The organism is Embleya sp. NPDC025285 (genome assembly GCF_055558835.1).
The window spans coordinates 101,108-124,092 of the sequence record NZ_JBVHLU010000009.1 but is presented as its reverse complement, the minus strand read 5'-3'; the positions used below and the strand labels follow the sequence as shown (position 1 = coordinate 124,092).

General features: G+C 68.0%; 18 protein-coding genes and 1 tRNA gene. 2 read left to right on the top strand and 17 right to left on the bottom strand.

The window, feature by feature from the left end:
• Nucleotides 1–127: 127 nt before the first annotated feature.
• From tuf to ACZ4FV_RS08390, 14 genes are all read right to left on the bottom strand, one after another.
• Nucleotides 128–1,321, bottom strand: a complete 1,194-nt coding sequence (tuf, locus tag ACZ4FV_RS08455; protein WP_395871691.1) for an elongation factor Tu — start codon at nucleotides 1,319–1,321, stop codon at nucleotides 128–130.
• 132 nt (nucleotides 1,322–1,453) lie between these two features.
• A complete protein-coding gene (gene fusA, locus ACZ4FV_RS08450; protein WP_395871693.1) occupies nucleotides 1,454–3,583 on the bottom strand; it encodes an elongation factor G in 2,130 nt (709 codons plus the stop codon).
• 42 nt (nucleotides 3,584–3,625) lie between these two features.
• Nucleotides 3,626–4,096: a 30S ribosomal protein S7 gene (rpsG, locus tag ACZ4FV_RS08445; RefSeq protein ID WP_020549241.1), complete on the bottom strand. Its 471-nt coding sequence runs from the start codon at nucleotides 4,094–4,096 to the stop codon at nucleotides 3,626–3,628.
• Nucleotides 4,096–4,470 carry a 30S ribosomal protein S12 gene (gene rpsL, locus ACZ4FV_RS08440; RefSeq protein WP_020549242.1) on the bottom strand — a complete coding sequence of 125 codons (375 nt, stop codon included), beginning with the start codon at nucleotides 4,468–4,470 and terminating at the stop codon, nucleotides 4,096–4,098. Before rpsL ends, rpsG begins: the two co-directional genes overlap by 1 nt.
• Before the next feature lie 449 nt (nucleotides 4,471–4,919).
• Nucleotides 4,920–5,432 carry a DUF4190 domain-containing protein gene (locus ACZ4FV_RS08435; RefSeq protein ID WP_465322215.1) on the bottom strand — a complete coding sequence of 171 codons (513 nt, stop codon included), beginning with the start codon at nucleotides 5,430–5,432 and terminating at the stop codon, nucleotides 4,920–4,922.
• 147 nt (nucleotides 5,433–5,579) lie between these two features.
• Nucleotides 5,580–9,455: a DNA-directed RNA polymerase subunit beta' gene (locus ACZ4FV_RS08430; protein WP_395871697.1), complete on the bottom strand. Its 3,876-nt coding sequence runs from the start codon at nucleotides 9,453–9,455 to the stop codon at nucleotides 5,580–5,582.
• Between the two features lie 138 nt (nucleotides 9,456–9,593).
• The gene (gene rpoB / locus ACZ4FV_RS08425) at nucleotides 9,594–13,073 is read right to left on the bottom strand and encodes a DNA-directed RNA polymerase subunit beta (RefSeq protein WP_360308749.1); all 3,480 of its coding nucleotides are present in this window, start codon (nucleotides 13,071–13,073) and stop codon (nucleotides 9,594–9,596) included.
• Between the two features lie 668 nt (nucleotides 13,074–13,741).
• Nucleotides 13,742–14,122 (bottom strand): 50S ribosomal protein L7/L12, encoded by a 381-nt coding sequence (gene rplL, locus ACZ4FV_RS08420; protein WP_395871699.1) that lies wholly within the window; start codon nucleotides 14,120–14,122, stop codon nucleotides 13,742–13,744.
• A gap of 96 nt (nucleotides 14,123–14,218) precedes the next feature.
• Nucleotides 14,219–14,782 carry a 50S ribosomal protein L10 gene (rplJ, locus tag ACZ4FV_RS08415; RefSeq protein WP_395871701.1) on the bottom strand — a complete coding sequence of 188 codons (564 nt, stop codon included), beginning with the start codon at nucleotides 14,780–14,782 and terminating at the stop codon, nucleotides 14,219–14,221.
• Between the two features lie 460 nt (nucleotides 14,783–15,242).
• Entirely contained in the window at nucleotides 15,243–15,959 is a 717-nt protein-coding gene (rplA, locus tag ACZ4FV_RS08410) for a 50S ribosomal protein L1 (RefSeq protein ID WP_020549249.1), read from the bottom strand.
• 130 nt (nucleotides 15,960–16,089) lie between these two features.
• Complete coding sequence (rplK, locus tag ACZ4FV_RS08405) at nucleotides 16,090–16,524, bottom strand: 50S ribosomal protein L11 (RefSeq protein WP_020549250.1); 435 nt, start codon at nucleotides 16,522–16,524, stop codon at nucleotides 16,090–16,092.
• A 172-nt stretch (nucleotides 16,525–16,696) separates the two neighbouring features.
• Nucleotides 16,697–17,545 carry a transcription termination/antitermination protein NusG gene (gene nusG, locus ACZ4FV_RS08400; protein ID WP_395871703.1) on the bottom strand — a complete coding sequence of 283 codons (849 nt, stop codon included), beginning with the start codon at nucleotides 17,543–17,545 and terminating at the stop codon, nucleotides 16,697–16,699.
• 65 nt (nucleotides 17,546–17,610) lie between these two features.
• Entirely contained in the window at nucleotides 17,611–17,937 is a 327-nt protein-coding gene (secE, locus tag ACZ4FV_RS08395) for a preprotein translocase subunit SecE (RefSeq protein ID WP_079026295.1), read from the bottom strand.
• Between the two features lie 119 nt (nucleotides 17,938–18,056).
• Nucleotides 18,057–18,129 (bottom strand) — tRNA-Trp (locus ACZ4FV_RS08390).
• Nucleotides 18,130–18,334: 205 nt separating this feature from the next.
• Between ACZ4FV_RS08390 and ACZ4FV_RS08385 the strand changes: the two genes are divergently transcribed.
• Nucleotides 18,335–19,576: a pyridoxal phosphate-dependent aminotransferase gene (locus ACZ4FV_RS08385; RefSeq protein ID WP_465322213.1), complete on the top strand. Its 1,242-nt coding sequence runs from the start codon at nucleotides 18,335–18,337 to the stop codon at nucleotides 19,574–19,576.
• Nucleotides 19,577–19,764: 188 nt separating this feature from the next.
• Nucleotides 19,765–20,838, top strand: a complete 1,074-nt coding sequence (locus ACZ4FV_RS08380) for an adenosine deaminase (protein ID WP_395871706.1) — start codon at nucleotides 19,765–19,767, stop codon at nucleotides 20,836–20,838.
• A 37-nt stretch (nucleotides 20,839–20,875) separates the two neighbouring features.
• On the opposite strand, the gene ACZ4FV_RS08375 is transcribed toward ACZ4FV_RS08380, so the two are convergent.
• Genes ACZ4FV_RS08375 through ACZ4FV_RS08365 form a run of 3 tightly spaced genes read right to left on the bottom strand, consistent with a single transcriptional unit; the run spans nucleotide 20,876 to nucleotide 22,850 of the window.
• Nucleotides 20,876–21,928 carry a UDP-N-acetylmuramate dehydrogenase gene (locus ACZ4FV_RS08375; protein WP_395871708.1) on the bottom strand — a complete coding sequence of 351 codons (1,053 nt, stop codon included), beginning with the start codon at nucleotides 21,926–21,928 and terminating at the stop codon, nucleotides 20,876–20,878.
• A gap of 35 nt (nucleotides 21,929–21,963) precedes the next feature.
• Nucleotides 21,964–22,392, bottom strand: a complete 429-nt coding sequence (locus tag ACZ4FV_RS08370; RefSeq protein WP_402238270.1) for a MaoC family dehydratase — start codon at nucleotides 22,390–22,392, stop codon at nucleotides 21,964–21,966.
• Nucleotides 22,393–22,394: 2 nt separating this feature from the next.
• On the bottom strand, nucleotides 22,395–22,850 hold the full coding sequence (locus ACZ4FV_RS08365) for an FAS1-like dehydratase domain-containing protein (RefSeq protein WP_402238273.1): 456 nt from the start codon (nucleotides 22,848–22,850) through the stop codon (nucleotides 22,395–22,397).
• Between the last annotated feature and the right edge of the window lie 135 nt (nucleotides 22,851–22,985).

Here is a 22,985-nt window from a genome sequence, read left to right as displayed (position 1 = left end):
AATCGAGCGACTCCCCCAGGTTTGAGAGAGCCCCCGAGCAATGGATATCCGGTCCCACCTAGGGGGTGGAATCGATCCGGACAAAGCCCCGCCCGCCGACCCAGGTGGACCGGCGGGCGGGATTTCATCACTTCTTGATCTTGACGACCTGGCCGGCGCCCACGGTGCGGCCACCCTCGCGGATGGCGAAACGCAGACCCTCTTCCATGGCGATCGGCTGGATCAGCGCGACGTCCATGCCGGTGTTGTCACCCGGCATGACCATCTCGGTGCCCTCGGGGAGGGTCACCACGCCGGTCACGTCCGTCGTACGGAAGTAGAACTGCGGCCGGTAGTTGTTGAAGAAGGGGGTGTGACGGCCACCCTCGTCCTTCGACAGGATGTAGACCTGAGCCTCGAAGTCGGTGTGCGGCGTGACCGAACCCGGCTTGATGATGACCTGGCCGCGCTCGACGTCCTCGCGCTTGATGCCGCGCAGGAGCAGACCGACGTTCTCGCCCGCCTGACCCTCGTCGAGCAGCTTGCGGAACATCTCGATGCCGGTGACCGTCGTGGTGGTCTTGGTCTCCTTGATGCCGACGATGTCGACAGTCTCGTTGACCTTGACGATGCCACGCTCGATGCGGCCGGTGACGACGGTGCCACGACCGGTGATCGTGAAGACGTCCTCGACGGGCATCAGGAACGGCATGTCGGTGTCACGCGGCGGGGTCGGGATCGCCTCGTCGACGGCGGCCATGAGCTCGAGCAGCTTGCTGCCCCACTCCTTGTCGCCCTCGAGCGCCTTGAGCGCCGACACCCGCACGACCGGAAGGTCGTCGCCCGGGAACTCGTACTCGGAGAGGAGCTCGCGCACCTCGAGCTCGACGAGCTCCAGGATCTCCTCGTCGTCCACCATGTCGGCCTTGTTCAGCGCGACCACGATGTACGGAACGCCGACCTGGCGGGCCAGGAGCACGTGCTCCTTGGTCTGCGGCATCGGGCCGTCGGTGGCGGCGACCACGAGGATCGCGCCGTCCATCTGCGCGGCACCGGTGATCATGTTCTTGATGTAGTCGGCGTGCCCGGGGCAGTCGACGTGCGCGTAGTGACGGTTCTCCGTCTGGTACTCGACATGCGCGATCGAGATCGTGATACCGCGCTGCCGCTCCTCCGGCGCCTTGTCGATCTGGTCGAACGGCGTGAAGGGGTTCAGGTCCGGGTACGCGTCGTGCAGCACCTTGGTAATCGCCGCGGTCAGCGTCGTCTTACCGTGGTCGATGTGACCAATGGTGCCGATGTTGACGTGCGGCTTAGTCCGCTCGAACTTAGCCTTCGCCACTGGGGTCCTCCTGTGGACTGGTTCTTTACGCCGTACGACGTCGGGTATCGGGGGTGAGCCGGGGCGGGGGCACCGGAGTCCGGATACGGACCCCGGGTCCCCCTGGTATCGCTGCTGCCGCTGGGGCGGTGATTACTCGCCGCGCGACTTGGCGATGATCTCCTCGGCGACGTTCCTCGGAACCTCGGCGTAGGAGTCGAACTGCATGGAGTAGCTCGCGCGACCCGAGGTCTTGCTGCGGAGGTCGCCGACGTAGCCGAACATCTCCGACAGCGGGACCAAGGCCTTGACGACGCGCGCACCGAAGCGCTCGTCCATGGCCTGGATCTGGCCGCGACGCGAGTTGAGGTCGCCGATCACATCGCCCATGTAGTCCTCGGGCGTGGTGACCTCGACGGCCATCATCGGCTCGAGAAGAGCCGGGCTGGCCTGCCGGGCCGCTTCCTTGAACGCCTGCGAACCGGCGATCTTGAACGCGAGCTCGGACGAGTCGACCTCGTGGTAGCCACCGTCGATCAGCGTCAGACGCACGCCGACCATCGGGTAGCCGGCGAGAACGCCGTACTGCATGGCCTCCTGTGCACCCGCGTCCACCGAGGGGATGTACTCCCTGGGGATACGGCCACCGGTGACCTTGTTGACGAACTCGTACGCGTCACCCTCGAGCGGCTCGAGCGCGATCTGCACCTTGGCGAACTGACCGGTACCACCGGTCTGCTTCTTGTGCGTGTAGTCCACGCGCTCGACGACCTTGCGGATCGTCTCGCGGTAGGCCACCTGCGGCTTGCCGACGTTGGCCTCCACGCGGAACTCGCGCTTCATCCGGTCGACCAGCACCTCGAGGTGCAGCTCGCCCATGCCGCCGATGATCGTCTGGCCGGTCTCCTCGTCGGTGTGCACCTGGAACGAGGGGTCCTCGGCGGCGAGGGACTGGATGGCGACACCCAGCTTCTCCTGGTCGCCCTTGGACTTCGGCTCGATGGCCACCTGGATGACCGGGGCCGGGAACGTCATCGACTCCAGGATCACCGGGTTCGCCGGGTCGCAGAGCGTCTCACCGGTGGTGGTGTCCTTGAGACCCATCACGGCGATGATGTCGCCCGCGCCGACCGACGGGATCTCCTCACGCTTGTTCGCGTGCATCCGGTAGATCTTGCCGATGCGTTCCTTCTTGCCCTTGACCGAGTTCAGCACGGAGCTGCCGGCCTCGAGGACACCCGAGTAGACCCGGACGAAGGTGAGCTTGCCCAGGTGCGGGTCACGCATGATCTTGAAGGCGAGGCCCGCGAAAGGCTCGTCATCGCTCGGCTGGCGAACGATGACCTCTTCCTCCTTGTTCACCGCGTGGCCCTGGATGCCCTCGATGTCGAGCGGCGACGGCAGGTAACGGACGACCGCGTCGAGCAGGGGCTGAACGCCCTTGTTTTTGAACGCGGTACCGCAGAACACCGGAGTGAACGTCGGCTGGCCCTTGTTGTCACCCTTGGTCGAGGCGATGGTGGCGCGACGGATCGCGGCCATCAGCTGCTCCGTGGTGGGCTCTTCGCCCTCCAGGTACAGCTCCATCATCTCTTCGTCGTACTCGGCGATCGTCTCGAGCAGCTTGCCGCGGTACTCGGCGGCGGCCTCGGTGTGCGTGGCCGGGATGTCGACGACGTCGTACATCTCGCCCTTGGCCGCCTCGGCCGACCAGACCAGCGCCTTCATGGCGACCAGGTCGACAACGCCCTGGAAGTCCATCTCGGTGCCGATCGGAAGCTGCATGACCAGCGGAACCGCGCCCAGCCGCTCGTCGATCATGTCGACACAGCGGTGGAACTCGGCGCCGGTGCGGTCGAGCTTGTTCACGAAGCAGATACGCGGCACGCCGTACCGGTCGGCCTGACGCCAAACGGTCTCGGACTGCGGCTCCACGCCGGCGACACCGTCGAAGACGGTGACGGCGCCGTCGAGCACACGCAGCGAACGCTCCACCTCTACGGTGAAGTCGACGTGGCCCGGGGTGTCGATGATGTTGATCGTGTGATCGACGTCTTCGAGCGTCCAGTGACAGGTCGTCGCGGCAGACGTGATGGTGATGCCGCGCTCCTGCTCCTGTTCCATCCAGTCCATGGTGGCAGCGCCCTCATGAACCTCACCGATCTTGTAGTTGACCCCGGTGTAGAACAGGATCCGCTCGGTGGTGGTGGTCTTGCCCGCGTCGATGTGGGCCATGATGCCGATGTTTCGGACCTTGGCCAGATCAAGAGCAGTGGTAGCCATCGTGGCTTGTCTTCTCTCGGCTTCTCGTCGTTGCGGGTGGAACTACCAGCGGTAGTGCGCGAAGGCCTTGTTGGACTCGGCCATCTTGTGCGTGTCCTCGCGGCGCTTGACCGCGGCACCGAGACCGTTGCTCGCGTCCAGGAGCTCGTTCATCAGACGCTCGGTCATCGTCTTCTCGCGACGGGCGCGGGAGTAGCCGACGAGCCAGCGGAGAGCGAGGGTCGTGGAGCGGCCCGGACGGACCTCGACCGGCACCTGGTAGGTCGCGCCACCGACGCGGCGGCTGCGGACCTCGAGGGTCGGCTTCACGTTCTCGAGCGCGCGCTTGAGCGTGATGACCGGGTCGGTACCGGTCTTCTCGCGGCAGCCTTCGAGAGCGCCGTAGACGATCTTCTCGGCGACGGAGCGCTTGCCGCTCATCAGGACCTTGTTCACCAGCGAGGTGACCAGCGGCGAGTTGTAAACCGGGTCGATGATGACCGGTCGCTTGGGGGCAGGGCCCTTACGCGGCATTAGCTCTTCTCCTTCTTCGCGCCGTAGCGGCTGCGCGCCTGCTTGCGGTTCTTGACACCCTGGGTGTCGAGCGAACCACGAATGATCTTGTAGCGGACACCGGGGAGGTCCTTCACACGACCACCGCGAACGAGCACAATCGAGTGCTCCTGGAGGTTGTGACCCTCACCGGGGATGTAGGCCGTCACCTCGATGCCACTCGTGAGGCGCACACGCGCGACTTTGCGAAGCGCAGAGTTCGGCTTCTTCGGCGTCGTCGTGTAAACACGGGTGCACACGCCGCGACGCTGCGGGCTCCCCTTGAGCGCCGGAGTCTTGGCCTTGTCGACCTTGTCCTGGCGGCCCTTTCGGACCAGCTGCTGGATCGTGGGCACCGCGTCTCCGTCTTCTTCGTGCCGAGCGGTCTTTTTGAAGCGACTGCAATGTCTGAATCGGCCTGCATCCCGGTCGACGCCGGAGCCAACCGCAAGTCCGACCCCCGCGGTCGGGCGTGTCGCCCGGTCTTGGGAGTGTGCTTGCTGTGGAGGCTGCGGGTCGGTCCCTTACGCCCTCTCACGCACGCATCCCGTGGGGATTGCGGTGAGCGCAGGCACAAGAGCCCGGGGACACCCCAGGCACAAGGAGAGAGACTACCTACCACAGCAGCAGAGGTCAAAGCGAAAAGAAAGACCCCCGCCACGACATGGAATTCGGCGCTCTCACCTTGGCGGAGCACCGAATCGTTCAGGGCGGTACATCACCCTCCGAGCCCCACCGTACCCGGCATTGCGGCCGGAGGCGAACGAGCGCACGCGTGGTGGTCGCCCGGGCGGGACGCGGTGACTCAGCACACGGCGCGCAGCGCGCCGAACAGATGCAGGTGATCGGAATAGTCGTGGCCGTCCGAGTCCAGTACGACGATCACGATGACCAGCGCCAGCAGCGCCATCCCGATCCAGCCCAGCACCACGCCGGCGATCGCCATGCCCCGACCCTGCTGACCGGTGCGCTCGGTCTGGGCCAGGGCTATGTGCCCGAAGATCACCGCGAGCAGGCTGCCGATCCAATAGATCCAGACGATGCCCAGGATCATCGACGCGATGGCCAGGCCGTTGGTGCCCGGCTGAGGCAGGTATCCGCCGTAGCCGGGGTGTTGGTAGTAGCCGTAGGCGTACGGCTGCTGCTGCCCGTACGGCGGCGCCTGGCCGTACCCGTACGGCGGGGGCTGCTCCCCCGGACCGTAGCCCTGGCCGTGCGGCGGGGGCGGCTCGCCGTAGGGGCTCCACGCGGCGCCGGGGGGCTGATCTTCGTGGGGCTCGTATCGGGGCTCGTACTGGGGCCCGTCAGGGGTGCTCATGGGGTTCTCCCGGGGTGGGACGGCGCGTTGGCAGCATCGTCGCACCGATCGGCGCCGGCATGGAGGGCCTGCGGACAACCCGGGTCCGCGCACGCGACAGGGCCGCCACCCCGAAGGGTGACGGCCCTGTTCCCGGCTGTGGGCCGATCAGCCCTGGTAGCCGCCGAAGTCGTACTCCTCCAGCGGGACGGCCTGGCCGGAGCCCGAACCGAACGCGGAGTAGTCGGCCTCGTCGTACCCGGACATCGAGTACATCGCGGCCTTGGCCTCTTCGGTGGGCTCGACCCGGATGTTGCGGTAGCGGGGCATGCCCGTACCGGCCGGGATGAGCTTGCCGAGGATCACGTTCTCCTTCAGGCCGAGCAGCGGGTCCGACTTGGCGTGGATCGCCGCGTCGGTCAGCACTCGGGTGGTCTCCTGGAAGGAGGCCGCCGACAGCCACGACTCGGTGGCCAGCGACGCCTTCGTGATGCCCATGAGCTGCGGACGGCCCGAGGCCGGGTGCCCGCTCTCCGACATCACCCGTCGGTTCTCGGTCTCGAACCGGCCGCGCTCGACGAGCTCGCCCGGAAGCAGCTCGGCGTCGCCCGACTCGATGATCGTCACGCGGCGGAGCATCTGCCGAATGATGATCTCGATGTGCTTGTCGTGGATCGACACACCCTGCGAGCGGTAGACCTGCTGGACCTCCGCCACGAGGTGGATCTGCACCGCACGCTGGCCGAGGATGCGCAGCACGTCGTGCGGGTTGACCGCGCCGACGAGCATCTTCTGACCGACGTCGACGTGGTCGCCCTCGTCGACCAGCAGGCGCGAGCGCTTGCTGACCGCGTACGCCAGTTCCTCGGAACCGTCGTCCGGGACCACCACGACCTTGCGGGTCTTCTCGGTGTCCTCGATGCGCACCCGACCGGCCGCCTCGCTGATCGGGGCGACACCCTTGGGGGTGCGCGCCTCGAAGAGCTCGACGACACGCGGCAGACCCTGCGTGATGTCGTCACCCGCCACACCACCGGTGTGGAAGGTACGCATCGTGAGCTGGGTGCCGGGCTCACCGATCGACTGGGCGGCGATGATGCCGACCGCCTCGCCGATGTCCACGAGCTTGCCGGTCGCCAGCGAGCGGCCGTAGCACATGGCGCACGTACCGACCTTGGACTCGCAGGTCAGCACCGAACGCGTCTTCACCGACTCGACGCCTTCGGCGACGAGGTGGTTGATGATCACGTCACCGAGGTCGGCGTTGGCCGGGGCCAGCACCTTGCCGTCGACGACGACGTCCTCGGCCAGGTTGCGGGCGTACACGCTGGTCTCGACGTCGTCGTCCTTGCGGAGCACGCCGTCGGCACCGCGGGTGGCGATCGACAGGACCAGGCCGCGGTCGGTGCCGCAGTCCTCCTCGCGCACGATCACGTCCTGCGAGACGTCCACCAGACGACGGGTCAGGTAACCCGAGTCGGCGGTACGCAGCGCGGTGTCGGCCAGACCCTTACGGGCACCGTGCGTCGAGATGAAGTACTCGAGGACGGACAGACCCTCACGGAAGGACGCCTTGATGGGACGAGGGATCGTCTCGTTCTTGGCGTTCGACACCAGACCACGCATACCCGCGATCTGACGCATCTGCATCATGTTTCCGCGAGCACCCGAGTCGACCATCATGAAGATGGGGTTCGTCTTGGGGAAGTTCAGGTTCATCGCCTCGGCGACCTCGTTGGTCGCCTTGGTCCAGATCTGAATCTGCTCCTGCTGACGCTCGTCCTTGGTGATCAGGCCGCGCTCGTACTGCTTCTGGACCTTCTCGGCCTGGGCCTCGAAGCGCTCCAGGATCTCCTTCTTCGCCGGCGGCACGACGACGTCGGAGATCGAGACGGTGACACCGGAACGGGTGGCCCAGTGGAAGCCGGCCTCCTTCAGGTTGTCCAGCGTCGCCGCCACGACCACCTTCGGGTACCGCTCCGCCAGGTCGTTCACGATGATCGACAGCGTCTTCTTGCCGATCTCCTCGTCGACGAACGGGTAGTCCGCCGGCAGGAGCTCGTTGAACAGCGCGCGGCCGAGCGAGGTGTGCACGCGCAGCGGCGAACCGGGCTCCCAGCCCTCGGGCGCGACCCAGCCGCGCGACGGGACGGTGCCCGCCGGCAGTCGCAGCTCGATCTTCGCCTGCAGGTCGAGCTCACGGGCGTCGAACGCCATGATCGCCTCGGCCGTGGACGCGAACACGCGTCCGTCGCCCTTGGTGTTCTCCCGCTCGGAGGTCAGGAAGAACAGGCCCAGCACCATGTCCTGGGTCGGCATGGTGACGGGACGACCGTCGGCCGGCTTCAGGATGTTGTTGCTCGAGAGCATCAGGATGCGGGCCTCGGCCTGCGCCTCCGCGGACAGCGGCAGGTGCACGGCCATCTGGTCACCGTCGAAGTCCGCGTTGAACGCGGTGCACACGAGCGGGTGAATCTGGATGGCCTTGCCCTCGACGAGCTGCGGCTCGAACGCCTGGATGCCCAGACGGTGCAGCGTCGGTGCGCGGTTGAGCAGCACCGGGTGCTCGGCGATGACCTCTTCGAGCACGTCCCACACCACGGGGCGGGCGCGCTCGACCATGCGCTTGGCCGACTTGATGTTCTGCGCGTGGTTGAGGTCCACCAGGCGCTTCATCACGAACGGCTTGAACAGCTCGAGCGCCATGGCCTTCGGCAGACCGCACTGGTGCAGCTTGAGCTGCGGGCCGACGACGATGACCGAACGCGCGGAGTAGTCCACGCGCTTGCCGAGCAGGTTCTGGCGGAAACGACCCTGCTTGCCCTTGAGCATGTCGGACAGCGACTTGAGCGGCCGGTTGCCCGGGCCGGTCACCGGACGACCGCGGCGGCCGTTGTCGAACAGCGCGTCGACGGCCTCCTGGAGCATCCGCTTCTCGTTGTTCACGATGATCTCGGGGGCACCGAGGTCGAGCAGACGCTTCAACCGGTTGTTGCGGTTGATCACGCGGCGGTACAGGTCGTTCAGGTCGGAGGTCGCGAAGCGGCCACCGTCCAGCTGCACCATCGGACGCAGGTCCGGCGGGATCACCGGGACGCAGTCCAGGACCATGCCGTTGGGGCTGTTCCGGGTCTGCTGGAACGCGGAGACGACCTTGAGGCGCTTGAGCGCGCGGGTCTTCTTCTGGCCCTTGCCGGTGCGGATGATCTCGCGCAGCTTCTCGGCCTCGGCGTCGAGGTCGAACGACTCCAGTCGACGCTGGAGCGCCTGCGCGCCCATGCCGCCCATGAAGTACGTGCCGAACCGGTCCCGCATCTCGCGGAACAGGATCTCGTCGCCCTCGAGGTCTTGGACCTTGAGGTTCTTGAACCGGGTCCAGACGTCGTCGAGACGGTCGAGCTCGCGCTGGTTGCGGTCGCGGAGCTGCTTCATCTCGCGCTCGGCACCTTCGCGCACCTTGCGGCGGACGTCGGACTTGGCGCCCTCGGCCTCCAGCTCGGCGAGGTCGGTCTCGAGCTTCTTCTGGCGCTCTTCGACGCTGGCGTCGCGACGCTGCTCGATCTGCTGCCGCTCGACCGAGATCTTGGCGTCGAGGGACGGCAGGTCGCGCTGGCGACGCTCGTCGTCGACGTACGTGATCATGTACGCCGCGAAGTAGATGACCTTCTCGAGGTCCTTCGGGGCGAGGTCGAGCAGGTAGCCGAGGCGGCTGGGCACGCCCTTGAAGTACCAGATGTGCGTGACCGGCGCGGCGAGCTCGATGTGGCCCATGCGCTCACGACGCACCTTGGCGCGAGTGACCTCGACGCCGCAGCGCTCACAAATGATGCCCTTGAAGCGGACGCGCTTGTACTTGCCGCAGTAGCACTCCCAGTCCCGGGTCGGACCGAAGATCTTCTCGCAGAAGAGCCCGTCCTTTTCCGGCTTCAGGGTGCGGTAGTTGATGGTCTCGGGCTTCTTGACTTCACCGTGCGACCACTGGCGGATGTCGTCTGCGGTAGCGAGGCCGATACGCAGCTCGTCGAAGAAGTTGACGTCGAGCACTGTTTCGTCAATCCCTCTTTCGGGGTTTGGTCCCGGCGGTCACGGCGGGGGCTGTGCCGTGATCACCAGTGTGTGTCTTCATCAGGACTGGGGTCGAAATCCCGGGGCCGGCCTCACGGCCGGACCCGGGAGGGAGCCTCAGACCTCTTCGACGCTGCTCGGCTCACGCCGCGACAGGTCGATACCAAGCTCCTCCGCAGCGCGGAAGACGTCCTCGTCGGTGTCGCGCATCTCGATCGACATACCGTCGCTGGAGAGGACCTCCACGTTGAGGCAGAGCGACTGCATCTCCTTGATGAGCACCTTGAAGGACTCGGGGATGCCCGGCTCCGGGATGTTCTCGCCCTTGACGATCGCCTCGTACACCTTCACGCGGCCGAGGACGTCGTCGGACTTGATGGTCAGCAGCTCCTGGAGGGCGTAGGCGGCACCGTATGCCTCGAGTGCCCACACCTCCATCTCACCGAAGCGCTGGCCACCGAACTGGGCCTTACCACCCAGCGGCTGCTGGGTGATCATCGAGTAGGGACCGGTCGACCGGGCGTGCAGCTTGTCGTCGACCAGGTGGTGCAGCTTGAGGATGTACATGTACCCGACCGAGACCGGGTGCGGGAACGGCTCGCCGGAGCGGCCGTCGTACATCTTCGCCTTGCCGGTGCCGTCGATCAGACGGACGCCGTCGCGGGTCTTGTTGGTCGAGTCGAGGAGACCGGTGATCTCCTCCTCGCGCGCACCGTCGAAGACCGGGGTGGCGACGTTGGTGCCGGGGGCACCCTGGTCGGCCGCGATCGCCCGGAGGCGACCCTTCCAGTCCTCGTCGTCGCCCTCGACGCTCCAGCCGGTCTTGGCGATCCAGCCGAGGTGCGTCTCCAGGACCTGACCCGGGTTCATGCGGGACGGGACACCGAGCGGGTTGAGGATGATGTCGACCGGGGTGCCGTCCTCCAGGAACGGCATGTCCTCGACCGGCAGGATCTTCGAGATGACGCCCTTGTTGCCGTGGCGACCGGCGAGCTTGTCACCGTCGGTGATCTTGCGCTTCTGCGCGACGTAGACGCGCACGAGCTGGTTCACGCCCGGCGGCAGCTCGTCGCCGGCCTCGCGGTCGAACACGCGGACGCCGATGACCTTGCCCGACTCGCCGTGCGGGACCTTGAGCGAGGTGTCGCGCACCTCGCGCGCCTTCTCGCCGAAGATCGCGCGGAGCAGGCGCTCCTCCGGGGTCAGCTCGGTCTCGCCCTTGGGCGTGACCTTGCCGACCAGGATGTCGCCGGGTACGACGTCGGCGCCGATCCGGATGATGCCGCGCTCGTCCAGGTCCGCGAGGACCTCCTCGGAGACGTTCGGGATGTCCCGGGTGATCTCCTCCGGGCCGAGCTTGGTGTCCCGGGCGTCGACCTCGTGCTCCTCGATGTGAATCGAGGAGAGGACGTCGTCCTGCACCAGACGCTGCGACAGGATGATCGCGTCTTCGTAGTTGTGGCCCTCCCACGGCATGAACGCCACGAGCAGGTTTTTGCCGAGGGCCATCTCGCCCTCTTCGGTGCACGGACCGTCGGCCAGCACCTGGCCGGCCTCGACCCGCGCGCCCTCGTCGACGACGACCTTCTGGTTGAAGGACGTGCCCTGGTTCGAGCGCATGAACTTCTGCACGCGGTACGTGGTGTACGTCGCGTCGTCGTTCATCACGGTGATGTAGTCGGCCGAGACGTCCTGGACCACGCCCGGCTTCTCGGCGGTGATCACGTCGGCGGCGTCGACCGCGGCGCGGTACTCCATGCCGGTGCCCACCAGCGGGGACTCCGCCTTCAGCAGCGGCACGGCCTGGCGCATCATGTTCGAGCCCATCAACGCGCGGTTCGCGTCGTCGTGCTCGAGGAACGGGATCATCGCGGTCGCGACCGACACCATCTGGCGCGGCGAGACGTCCATGTAGTCGACTTCGTCGCCGGGGATGTAGTCGATCTCGCCGCCGCGGCGACGCACGAGCACACGGGCCTCGGCGAAGACGTCGTCTTCCTTGAGCGGCGCGTTCGCCTGGGCGATGACGAAGCGGTCTTCCTCGTCGGCCGTCAGGTAGTCGATGCCGTCGGTGACCCGGCCCTCGATCACCTTGCGGTACGGGGTCTCCACGAAGCCGAACGCGTTGACCCGACCGTAGGACGCGAGCGAGCCGATCAGGCCGATGTTCGGGCCTTCGGGGGTCTCGATCGGGCACATCCGGCCGTAGTGCGACGGGTGCACGTCACGGACCTCGAAGCCGGCCCGCTCACGGGAGAGACCACCGGGGCCCAGCGCGGACAGACGACGCTTGTGGGTCAGGCCCGACAGCGGGTTCGTCTGGTCCATGAACTGGGACAGCTGGCTGGTGCCGAAGAACTCCTTGATGGAGGCGACGACCGGCCGGATGTTGATCAGGGTCTGCGGCGTGATCGCCTCGACGTCCTGGGTGGTCATCCGCTCGCGGACGACGCGCTCCATCCGGGCCAGGCCCGTACGGACCTGGTTCTGGATGAGCTCGCCGACGTTGCGCAGACGACGGTTGCCGAAGTGGTCGATGTCGTCGACCTCGACCACGATCTCCTGGCCGGACGCGCCTTCCATGGCCTCTTCGCCGGCGTGCAGCTTGACCAGGTACTTGATGGTCGCGATGACGTCTTCGACGGTCATGACGCCGGCGTCCAACGCCTGCTCGACCCCGAGCTTCTTGTTCACCTTGTAGCGGCCGACCTTGGCGAGGTCGTAGCGCTTCGGGTTGAAGTAGAGGTTCTCGAGCAGGGTCTGCGCGGCCTCGCGGGTCGGCGGCTCCCCCGGACGCAGCTTGCGGTAGATGTCCAGCAGCGCGTCGTCCTGGCCCTGGGTGTGGTCCTTCTCCAGGGTCTGCCGCATCGACTCGTACTGGCCGAACTCCTCGAGGATCTGGGAGTCGGTCCAGCCGAGCGCCTTGAGCAGCACGGTGACGCTCTGCTTGCGCTTGCGGTCGATGCGGACACCGACGGTGTCGCGCTTGTCGATCTCCAGCTCCAGCCAGGCACCACGCGAGGGGATCACCTTCGCGCTGAAGATGTCCTTGTCGGACGTCTTGTCGACCTGGCTGTCGAAGTAGACACCCGGGGAGCGAACGAGCTGGGACACCACGACACGCTCGGTGCCGTTGATGATGAAGGTGCCCTTGTTCGTCATGAGCGGGAAGTCGCCCATGAAGACCGTCTGGCTCTTGATCTCGCCGGTCTCGTTGTTGGTGAACTCGGCGGTGACGAACAGCGGCGCCGAGTAGGTGAAGTCGCGCTCCTTGCACTCCTCGATGGAGTTCTTCGGAGGCTCGAACCGGTGGTCCCGGAACGTCAGGGACATCGACCCGGAGAAGTCCTCGATCGGGGAGATCTCTTCGAAGATCTCTTCGAGGCCGGACTTCGTGGGCACATCCTGTCCGCCCGCGAGGGCGGCCTCGACCCGTGCCTTCCACGCACTGTTGCCGAGCAGCCAGTCGAAGCTCTCGGTCTGCAACGCGAGAAGGTTCGGAACCTCCAGGGGTTCCCTGATCTTGGCGAAGGAGATGCGGAGCGGGGCAGTGGCGGCGCCGGGGTTGGTAGCGGAGGCGGTGCGCGAGGCGGCCAAGAGGGGTCCTTCCGAGGGCTCGGACTCACTATGCGCATACAAGACGGCCCGGGTTCATACACCGGGAGAAGTCGATAGGCAGCGCAAAGGGTCAGTGTAGCCACAAGGCACACCGCTGTCCAGCCCCTACGAAGGGCCGGTCCACAACCCGGATTCAGAAACCATCCGGCAACCGTGCTTCAGGGGTGCGTCCGAAGAATTGCGCGCCCCGAACCGTTCGTCAAGGGGTTGCTTTCCCCCTCAGAGCCGACGGAACCCTTCCGCGGACCGAGAAAACCGGACGGAGGTCCCGATCCCGCGGCCTGCGACGAGAGTCTCGTCACAGTGGCCGACCGCGCTCGCGGAGAGCCTCGGGAAGCCTGGAAAACACGGTAGACCGGCGGTCCGACAACGACCGGATCCGGCGCTCGGAAGTCGCCGCGCGCGCCGTGGCGCGCGCCCTCGCCGAGGGGCGACGGGCCTGGTACGAAGGGGTCCGACGGGTGCCGAGGGTGTTGGGAGTATCACCCTTTCGAGCGAGGCCGACAGGGGTATCCCCACCCTCGCGCGGCCCGCTGCGGCGCTCGGCCGAGGAGGTGCGGCGCCCCCGGAGAACCCCGGAAAAGCCCGAAGGCGACCGCCCTGACGGACGATCGCCTTCGGTGATGCCACCCGGGGGCGGCGTCGAATTACTTGACCTCGACCGAGGCGCCGGCGCCTTCGAGGGCAGCCTTCGCCTTCTCGGCGGCCTCCTTCGAGACCTTCTCCAGGAGCGCCTTGGGGGCGGAGTCCACGAGGTCCTTGGCCTCCTTCAGACCGAGGCTCGTGAGCGCGCGCACCTCCTTGATGACCTGGATCTTCTTGTCGCCGGCACCCGTGAGGATGACGTCGAACTCGTCCTGCTCCTCGACGGCCTCGGCGACAGCGCCCGGGCCGGCGGGGCCCGCGACGGCGACCGGGGCGGCAGCCTTCACGTCGAAGGTCTCCTCGAACAGCTTCACGAAGTCCGCGAGCTGGATGAGGGGCATGGCCTTGAACTCTTCGATGAGCTCTTCGTGGGTGAGCGCCATGATCGGCGGTCCTTCCTGATCAATTCGGCTGGTGCCGGGTGGTGTGGATGGGCGGGGGCGCTGCCCCCGGCGACGTCGGTCGCGACTGCCGAACTACTACTCGGCGGTCTCGGCCTCGGCGGCGGGAGCCGGCTCGCCGGCACCGCCCTGCTCGACCTTCGCCCGAAGCGCGTCCGCGGTGCGGACGAACTGCGAGAGCGGAGCCTGGAAGGTCGCCGCGGCCTTGGCCATGGATCCCTTCATGGCACCCGCCAGCTTGGCGAGCAGCACCTCGCGGGACTCGAGGTCCGCGAGCTTCTTGATCTCGTCGGCGCTGAGCGCCTTGCCCTCAAGGACGCCGCCCTTGATGACGAGAAGGGGGTTCGCCTTGGCGAAGTCACGCAGGCTCTTCGCGGCCTCCACGGGGTCACCCGTGACGAACGCGATCGCGGACGGGCCCTCGAGGAGGTCGTCGAGCTGATCGATGCCCGCCTCGTTGGCGGCGATCTTGGTCAGCGTGTTCTTCACCACGGCGTACTGCGCGTTCTCACCGAGCGAACGACGCAGCTCCTTGAGCTGCGCGACGGTGAGCCCGCGGTACTCGGTCAGCACTGCGGCGTTCGAGTCACGGAACTGCTCCGTGAGCTCGGCGACCGCGGCCGCCTTGTCGGGCCTCGCCATAGGGCTGGCCTCCTTCCGCGATGCGATTGCCGATCGACCGTGGCGGTCGATCGTGTGCCGGATGAATACGCCGGTCCGCAGGGCGGAAGGGGTCCACATACGAAAAACGCCCCGGCGCAGGCGCACGGGGCGTACATCCTCGAATCACGCGCCATGCGCGTGCCTCGGGGGCAACGTCTCACGTTCACACCTGCGCAGGTCGTCCGCGATGCGGAACCTTCGTTTGCCGACCCTGCCTTACGGCACGACGACAACGACCGACGGTCTTTGGCTTGGACTCAAGGTACGCGACGGCACTCGTTCGGAGCAAATCGGTTGCCGGCGAGCGGGCAACGACGGTTCTTCCGGCGGGCTTTCGGCCCGTCCTCGGTGCCCGCGCCCCGGTCGGCCGGGCGGGGACGAACGTGCCGAGGCCCGGCACACCGTGTGGTGTGCCGGGCCTCGTTCGCGTGCGGGGCGGTCAGACCGCCTCTTCCTCCACCAGGAGGTTGCGGGTGCGGTTGGGGTCGACCTGGATGCCGGGGCCCATCGTGGTCGAGACGCCGACCTTCTTGATGTAGCGACCCTTGGCGGCCGACGGCTTCGCGCGGAGCACCTCTTCGAGGGCGGCGGCGTAGTTCTCGACGAGCTGGGTGTCGTCGAACGTCGTCTTGCCGATGATGAAGTGCAGGTTCGAGTGCTTGTCGACGCGGAACTCGATCTTGCCGCCCTTGATCTCGTTCACGGCCTTCGCCACGTCGGGCGTGACCGTGCCGGTCTTCGGGTTGGGCATGAGGCCACGCGGGCCGAGCACGCGGCCCAGGCGGCCGACCTTGCCCATCAGGTCCGGGGTGGCGACGACGGCGTCGAAGTCGAGCCGACCCTTGGCGACCTCGTCGATGAGCTCGTCGGAACCGACGATGTCGGCGCCGGCGGCCTTGGCAGCCTCGGCACGGTCACCGGTCGCGAAGACCAGGACCCGGGCGGTCTTGCCGGTGCCGTGCGGGAGGATGACGGTGCTGCGGACCATCTGGTCGGCCTTGCGCGGGTCGACGCCCAGACGCATGGCCACCTCGACGGTGCCCGCGAACTTGGTGGGCGAGGTCTCCTTGGCCAGACGAACGGCCTCGAGGGGCGAGTAGAGCCGCTCGTGGTCGATCTTGGTGTCGGCCTCGCGGTAGGACTTGCTGCGCTTCACTGAAAGCTCCTGGAATTCTGAAAGGAGTTGTGGTGGGAGCGGGTCGCGCGGACCCTTCCACTCCGCGGGGCCGTGGGCTTTCGCGCACGTCCTCGCGTCGGTTCCGGTACTGCCTGACTGCGGGGCTCGATCAGCCCTCGACCGTGATGCCCATCGAACGCGCGGTGCCGGAGATGATCTTCTCGGCGGCGTCGATGTCGTTGGCGTTCAGGTCGGCCATCTTGGTCTGCGCGATGCCGCGGATCTGCTCGCGGGTGACCTTGGCGACCTTGGTCTTGTGCGGCTCGCCCGAGCCCTTCTCGACACCGGCGGCCTTGAGGATCAGGCGCGCGGCCGGCGGCGTCTTCGTCACGAAGGTGAAGGAACGGTCTTCGTAGACCGAGATCTCCACCGGGACGATGTCGCCACGCTGCGACTCGGTCGCGGCGTTGTAGGCCTTGCAGAACTCCATGATGTTGACGCCGTGCTGACCCAGCGCGGGGCCGACCGGCGGGGCCGGCGTGGCTGCGCCGGCCTTGATCTGCAGCTTGATGATCGCTGACAGCTTCTTCTTCTTGGGAGGCATTTTTTCCGGGTCCTTCGACGAGATGTACGTCCCGATCACCACGCGGAGCGCGGACGTGTTCGGGCCCGCCACGCGGTGCGGCGCCCCCTCAACGATAACCACCGTTGTGAGGGCGCCTTGTCCACCACCCGGATGCGACCCCGGCGAAACGGGGTCCCACCTGGGGGAAGTATCAGTTCTTCTGGATCTGGTTGAACGAGAGCTCGACCGGCGTCTCGCGCCCGAAGATCTCCACCAGGCCCTTGACCTTCTGCGAATCGGCGTTGATCTCGTTGATCGTCGCCTGCAGCGTCGCGAAGGGACCGTCGATGACGGTGACCGAGTCGCCGACCTCGAAGTCGAGCACCTTGACCTCGGTCGTGCTCTTGGCACCGCTGCCGCCGCCGGTCGCCTTCTCCTCCTCGGGGGCGAGGATCTTGACGACCTCGTCGAGGGTGAGCGGGAAGGGCTCGTGCGCGTTGCCGACGAAGCCGGTGACACCGGGGGTGTTCCGGACGGCGCCCCACGACTCGTTCGTCAGGTCCATCCGGACCAGCACGTAGCCGGGGAACTTGTTGCGCTTGACGGTCTTGCGCTGGCCGTTCTTGATCTCGACGACCTCTTCCTGCGGCACCTCGACCTGGAAGATGTAGTCCTCCATGTTGAGCGAGGTGGTGCGGGACTCGAGGTTGGCCTTCACGCGGTTCTCGTAGCCGGCGTACGAGTGGATGACGTACCACTCGCCCGGGGCGCGGCGGAGCGCTTCCTTGAAGTCCTCGATCGGGTCGCCCTCGGGGGCGTCCTCGAGCTCGGCGTCGTCCTCGGCCTCGGCGGCCTCGTCGTCGTCCTCGAACTCTTCGTCGTCCACGCCCTCGGCGTCGTCCTCGGTGGCCTCGGCGTCTTCCACTTCGTCATCGGTGGAGACGGCCGGGGCCTCGGCCGCGTCCTCGAGGGCGTCCTCGAGAGCAGCGGCCTCCGCCTGCTCCGACAGGGCCGCCGTCTCGTCGGCGGAGTTGTCGGCGGACAGGTTCGGGTCAGACACGTTGGGTGCTTCTTCCTGGCTGGGGGTCGAACGGTCGTTGCAGGCGCGCTGCGCAAGGGTGGGGCTCAGCCGAAGATGGCGAGCGCTGCCTTCGCGAAGCCGAGGTCGAGTCCGTAGACGATTCCAATGATCATCAGACAGAACACGATGACCACCGTGGTGTACGTGCTCAGCTCGTTGCGGGTCGGCCAAACGACCTTGCGCAGCTCGGCGATGATTTGCCGGTAGAAGAGAGCCGCCCGCGCGAACAGGTTTTTCTTCTTCTGCTCCGGCTTGCCCGAAGAGCCCTTCGGGCGGTTCGCCCGGCGACCGCCGGGGGGCTCGTCGTCGGAGCCGCGGCCATCAGAGCTGCTGTGCTCAGGCGTAGCCGTGGAGCCGTGGGCCTCCGTCAACTCGTCCTCACCTGATCCGGTCCGACCGTGGATCACCGACGGGGTTGTCGGCGCCGACAGTTTGCGCTGACTGCGTGCGAGTCACGGTCGATCCGGGGATCGACCGCGGTCACACATCGCAGGGCACGAGGGACTTGAACCCCCAACCCCCGGTTTTGGAGACCGGTGCTCTGCCAATTGAGCTAGTGCCCTTCATCCGATCATCAACCTAGCGGAGTCGCCGACCCGAGAACACGAAATTTTCGGGCGCGGCAGCACGCAGGTTGGGACCGCCAAGCGTCGAGTGTACGGGGTCGAGTGCGTCAGGTCGAACCCGTGCCGCGCGGGCCGGCCGTCGGGCGCCGCCGGCCCGTTTTCCGCGTGCCCCCGGTGGGACCGGAATGGCACCATGCCGGGCATGACGGCTCCCACCTCCAGTTCCCCGTCCGTGCCCGCGTCCGAGCGTCGGATCTCCGCCCTCGTCGGCGCCATCGCCGAGTCCGCGACGCTCGCGGTCGACGCCAAGGCCAAGGCGCTCAAGGCGGCCGGTCGCCCCGTGGTCGGCTTCGGCGCCGGCGAGCCGGACTTCCCGACGCCCGACTACATCGTGGACGCGGCGGTCGCGGCGTGCCGCGAGCCCGGGTTCCACCGGTACACCCCGGCCGGCGGGCTGCCGGAGTTGAAGGCCGCGATCGTCGCCAAGACACTGCGCGACTCGGGCCTGGCGGTGGAGCCGGACCGGGTGCTCGTCACCAACGGCGGCAAGCAGGCCATCCACGAGGCGTTCGCCGCCATCCTGGATCCGGGCGACGAGGTGCTGGTGCCCGCGCCGTACTGGACCACCTACCCGGAGTCGATCAAGCTCGCGGGCGGGGTTCCGGTGGCGGTGGTCGCCGACGAGACCACCGGCTATCTGGTGTCCGTCGAGCAGTTGGAGGCGGCGCGCACCGAGCGCACCAAGGTGCTGGTGTTCGTCTCGCCGTCGAACCCGACCGGCGCGGTGTACTCGCGGGCCCGGACCGAGGCGATCGGGCGCTGGGCGGTCGAGCACGGGCTGTGGGTGCTGACCGACGAGATCTACGAACACCTGGTCTACGACGACACCGAGTTCGTCTCGATGCCGGTGGTGGTGCCGGAGCTGGCGGATCGCTGCGTGATCGTCAACGGCGTCGCCAAGACCTACGCGATGACCGGCTGGCGGGTCGGCTGGGTGATCGGTCCCCGGGACGTGATCAAGGCCGCGACGAACCTCCAGTCGCACGCCACCTCGAACGTGTGCAACGTGGCGCAGGCCGCCGCGCTGGCCGCGCTGACCGGCGACCTGACCGCGGTGGACACGATGAAGGTGGCCTTCGACCGCCGCCGGCGCACGATCGTGCGGATGTTGAACGAGATCCCGGGCGTGCGGTGCCCCGAGCCCAAGGGCGCCTTCTACGTGTATCCGTCGGTCAAGGGGGTGCTGGGCCGAAGGATCCGCGGCGCCCGCCCGAGCAGCTCGGCCGAGTTGGCGAGCCTGATCCTGGACGAGGTCGAGGTGGCCGTGGTGCCGGGCGAGGCCTTCGGCACCCCGGGCTATCTGCGGTTGTCCTACGCCCTCGGCGACGACGATCTGGTCGAGGGCATCGGGCGGATCGCGCGGCTGCTGGCCGAGGCCGAGTAGGCGTCCGCGTGCCCTGGGGCCGTCGCACGGGAGACCGGGCGGCGGCCCTTTCGCGGCGGTCTTGGGTGCGGGCGCGCGGGTGGACACGGAGGCGTTCACGCGCCGGCCCCCGAAGTTTCCGCTCTCCTTCAGGGGGATCATCCGCGGTACCCCTCACGTGGACGGGGCCGGTGGTCCATGATCTGTGGATGGATCGTCCCGCACGCGATGTCCGCACCCTCCCGAAGGCTCATCTCCACCTGCACTTCACGGGATCCATGCGGTCGGAAACCCTGTTGGAACTGGCGGATCTGCACGGAGTGCGGCTGCCCGACTCGCTGACCTCGGGTCGACCACCACGATTGCGGGCCACCGACGAGCGGGGCTGGTTCCGCTTCCAGCGGCTGTACGACATCGCCCGCTCGTGTGTGCGGACCGCGGACGACATGCATCGGCTGGTCCGCGAGGCGGCCGAGGACGACCGGGCCGAGGGGTCGGGCTGGTTGGAGATCCAGGTGGATCCGACCTCGTACGCGCCTCGTCTGGGCGGACTGACGCCCGCGGTGGAGATCGTGCTGGACGCGGTGGAGGCCGCCCGCGCGGCGACCGGGATCGGGATCGCCGTGGTGATCGCGGCCAATCGCACCAAGCACCAATTGGAGGCGCGCACGCTGGCCCGGCTCGCCGCGCAGTACACCGATCGCGGCGTGGTCGGGTTCGGGTTGTCCAACGACGAGCGGCGGGGTCGGGCGCCCGCGTTCGAGCGGGCCTTCGAGATCGCCCGGCACGCCGGGTTGTTCGCGAACCCGCACGGTGGCGAGTTGGACGGGCCGCGCAGCATTCGCGAATGCGTGGACGTGTTGGGCGCGCGCAGGCTCGGGCACGGGATCCGGGTGGTGGAGGATCCCGAGCTGATGGCGCTGCTGGCGCGGCGGCGGATCGTGTGCGAGGTGTGCCCGGCCTCCAACGTCGCGCTCGGCGTCTACGACAAGGTCTCGGACGTGCCGCTGCGGAGGCTGTTCGAGGCGGGGGTGCCGATCGCGCTGGGTGCCGACGATCCGTTGTTGTTCGGGTCCCGGTTGGCCGCGCAGTACGAGCTGGCCCGGGACGAACACGGGTTCACCGATCCGGAGTTGGCCGAACTGGCCCGGCAGTCGATCCTCGGGTCGGTGGCGCCGGCGCAGGTACAGCGGGCGTTGCTGGACGGGGTGGACGGGTGGCTGGCGGCACCGGGTGCCGCGCCGGCGCCGGATCTGGTTCCGGCCCGGCCGCCGGTCGGGTGAGCCGGCGGGGGGCGCGGATTTCGGGCGGCCCGAGCGGTCAGAGCTTGGCGTTGATCAGGACCGGTTCGTTGACCAGGGTGACGCCGAACGTCGCGTGCACACCGTCCCGGACCTCGCGGGCCAGGGTGAGCAGGTCCTCGGTGCTGGCCCGGCCCCGGTTGGTCAGGGCCAGGGTGTGCTTGGTGGAGATCCGCGCCCGGCCCTGCCCGTAGCCCTTGGGGAAGCCGGCGCGTTCGATCAGCCAGGCCGCGGAGGTCTTGACGTGGTCGTCGCCGGACGGGTAGCGGGGCGGGGTGGCGTCGGGGCCCAGGTGCCGCGCGGCCCGCGCGGTCAGGTCGGCGAAGGCGTCGTGGGTCAGGATCGGGTTGGTGAAGAACGAACCCGCGCTCCAGGTGTCGTGGTCGGCCGGGTCCAGCACCATGCCCTTGCCGCGCCGCAGGCCGAGCACCGCGGCGCGGGCGGCCTCGACCGGGACCCGCTCACCGGGCTCGACGCCGAGCGCGCGGGCCAGTTCCGCGTACCGGATCGGCGCCGAGCGGCCGGCGTCGTCGCGCAGTCGAAAGCGCACCCGCAGCACCACGTAGCGGTCGTCGCCCTTGAACACGCTGTGCCGGTAGGTGAAGCCGCACTCGGCGGCGGTCAGCGTGCGCGGCGCGCGCTCGGTGCGGTCGTAGACCTCGACCGAGGCGATGGTCTCGGCGACCTCCTGGCCGTACGCGCCGACGTTCTGCACCGGGGTCGCGCCGGCGCTGCCCGGGATGCCCGCGAGGCATTCGATGCCGGACAACCCCGCGGCGACGGCGGCGGTGACCACGTCGTCCCACGGCACGCCGGCCTCGACGCTCACGTCGGTGCCGTCGACGCGGAGTCCGGTGGTGGCGATCCGCAGCACGTCGCCCGGGAAGCCGTCGTCGCCGACGACCAGGTTGCTGCCGCCGCCGAGCACGAGCAACGGGATGCCCTGCTCGTCGGCGGCGCGCACGGTCGCCAGTACCGCGTCGGTGGTCGTGGCCGTGTGGAGCCGACGAGCCGGACCGCCGAGGCGGAGGGTGGTCAGGGAGGCGAGAGGCGCGTCGGTTTCAGGCTGCACCGTTGGATTCTCGCATCACCCGACCGGGGCGGGACTCAGGCCAGCTGCACGATGGCCCGGGGCACGCCCAGGACCTTGGCGCCGGCGGCGGTGACCAGCAGGTCCACCCGGGCCCGGCGGTCGTCCAGGAGCACCGCGACCTTGCCGCTGACCTCGATGGTCGCGCCGTCGACGGTGTCGGGGACCACGACCGGCTTGGTGAAGCGCACACCGAACTCGATCAGCGCGCCCGGGTCGCCGAGCCAGTCGGTGACCACGCGCGCGGCCTCGGCCATGGTGAACATCCCGTGCGCGATGACGTCGGGCAGGCCGACCTCGCCGGCGAAGCGGCCGTTCCAGTGGATCGGGTTGAAGTCGCCGGAGGCGCCCGCGTAGCGGACCAGGGTCTCGCGGGTGACCGGGAAGCTGCGCGCGGGCAGTTCGGTGCCGACCTCGACGTCGTCGAAGGAGATCTTGGCGGTCATGATCAGGCCTCCGAGCCGGCGGCCCGGGCCACCAGGGACGAGAGCGCGGTGACGATGTGCTCGCCCTCCACCGTGGTCACCTCGGCGCGCGTGGTGAGGATGTCGTTGCCCGCGAGGGACTTGATGTTGTCCACGGTGGTCACCACGGTCAGTCGGTCGCCCGCGCGAACCGGCCGCGTGTAGGTGAACTTCTGGTCGCCGTGCACGACGCGCGAGTAGTCCAGGCCCAGTTCGGGGTCGTACACCACCTGGTCGGCCGCGCGCATGGTGACCACGATCGCGAACGTCGGCGGCGCGATCACGTCCGGGTGGCCGAGCGCCTTGGCCGCCTCGGGGTCGTTGTACGCGGGATCGGGGTCACCGATCGCCGCGGCGAACTCGCGGATCTTCTCCCGACCCACCTCGTACGGCTCGGTGGGCGGATACGTCCGTCCGATGAACTTCGCGTCCAGCGGCATGAAGCGGGTCTCCCTGATGGATGGGCGGGGCTGATGGATGGCGGACCGTTGCACCGCGGGCCGGCGGAGGCGGGCCGGCGCGGGCGACGTTGCGGAGAATACGACAACGAGGCCACCCCCCTTGCGGGGAGTGGC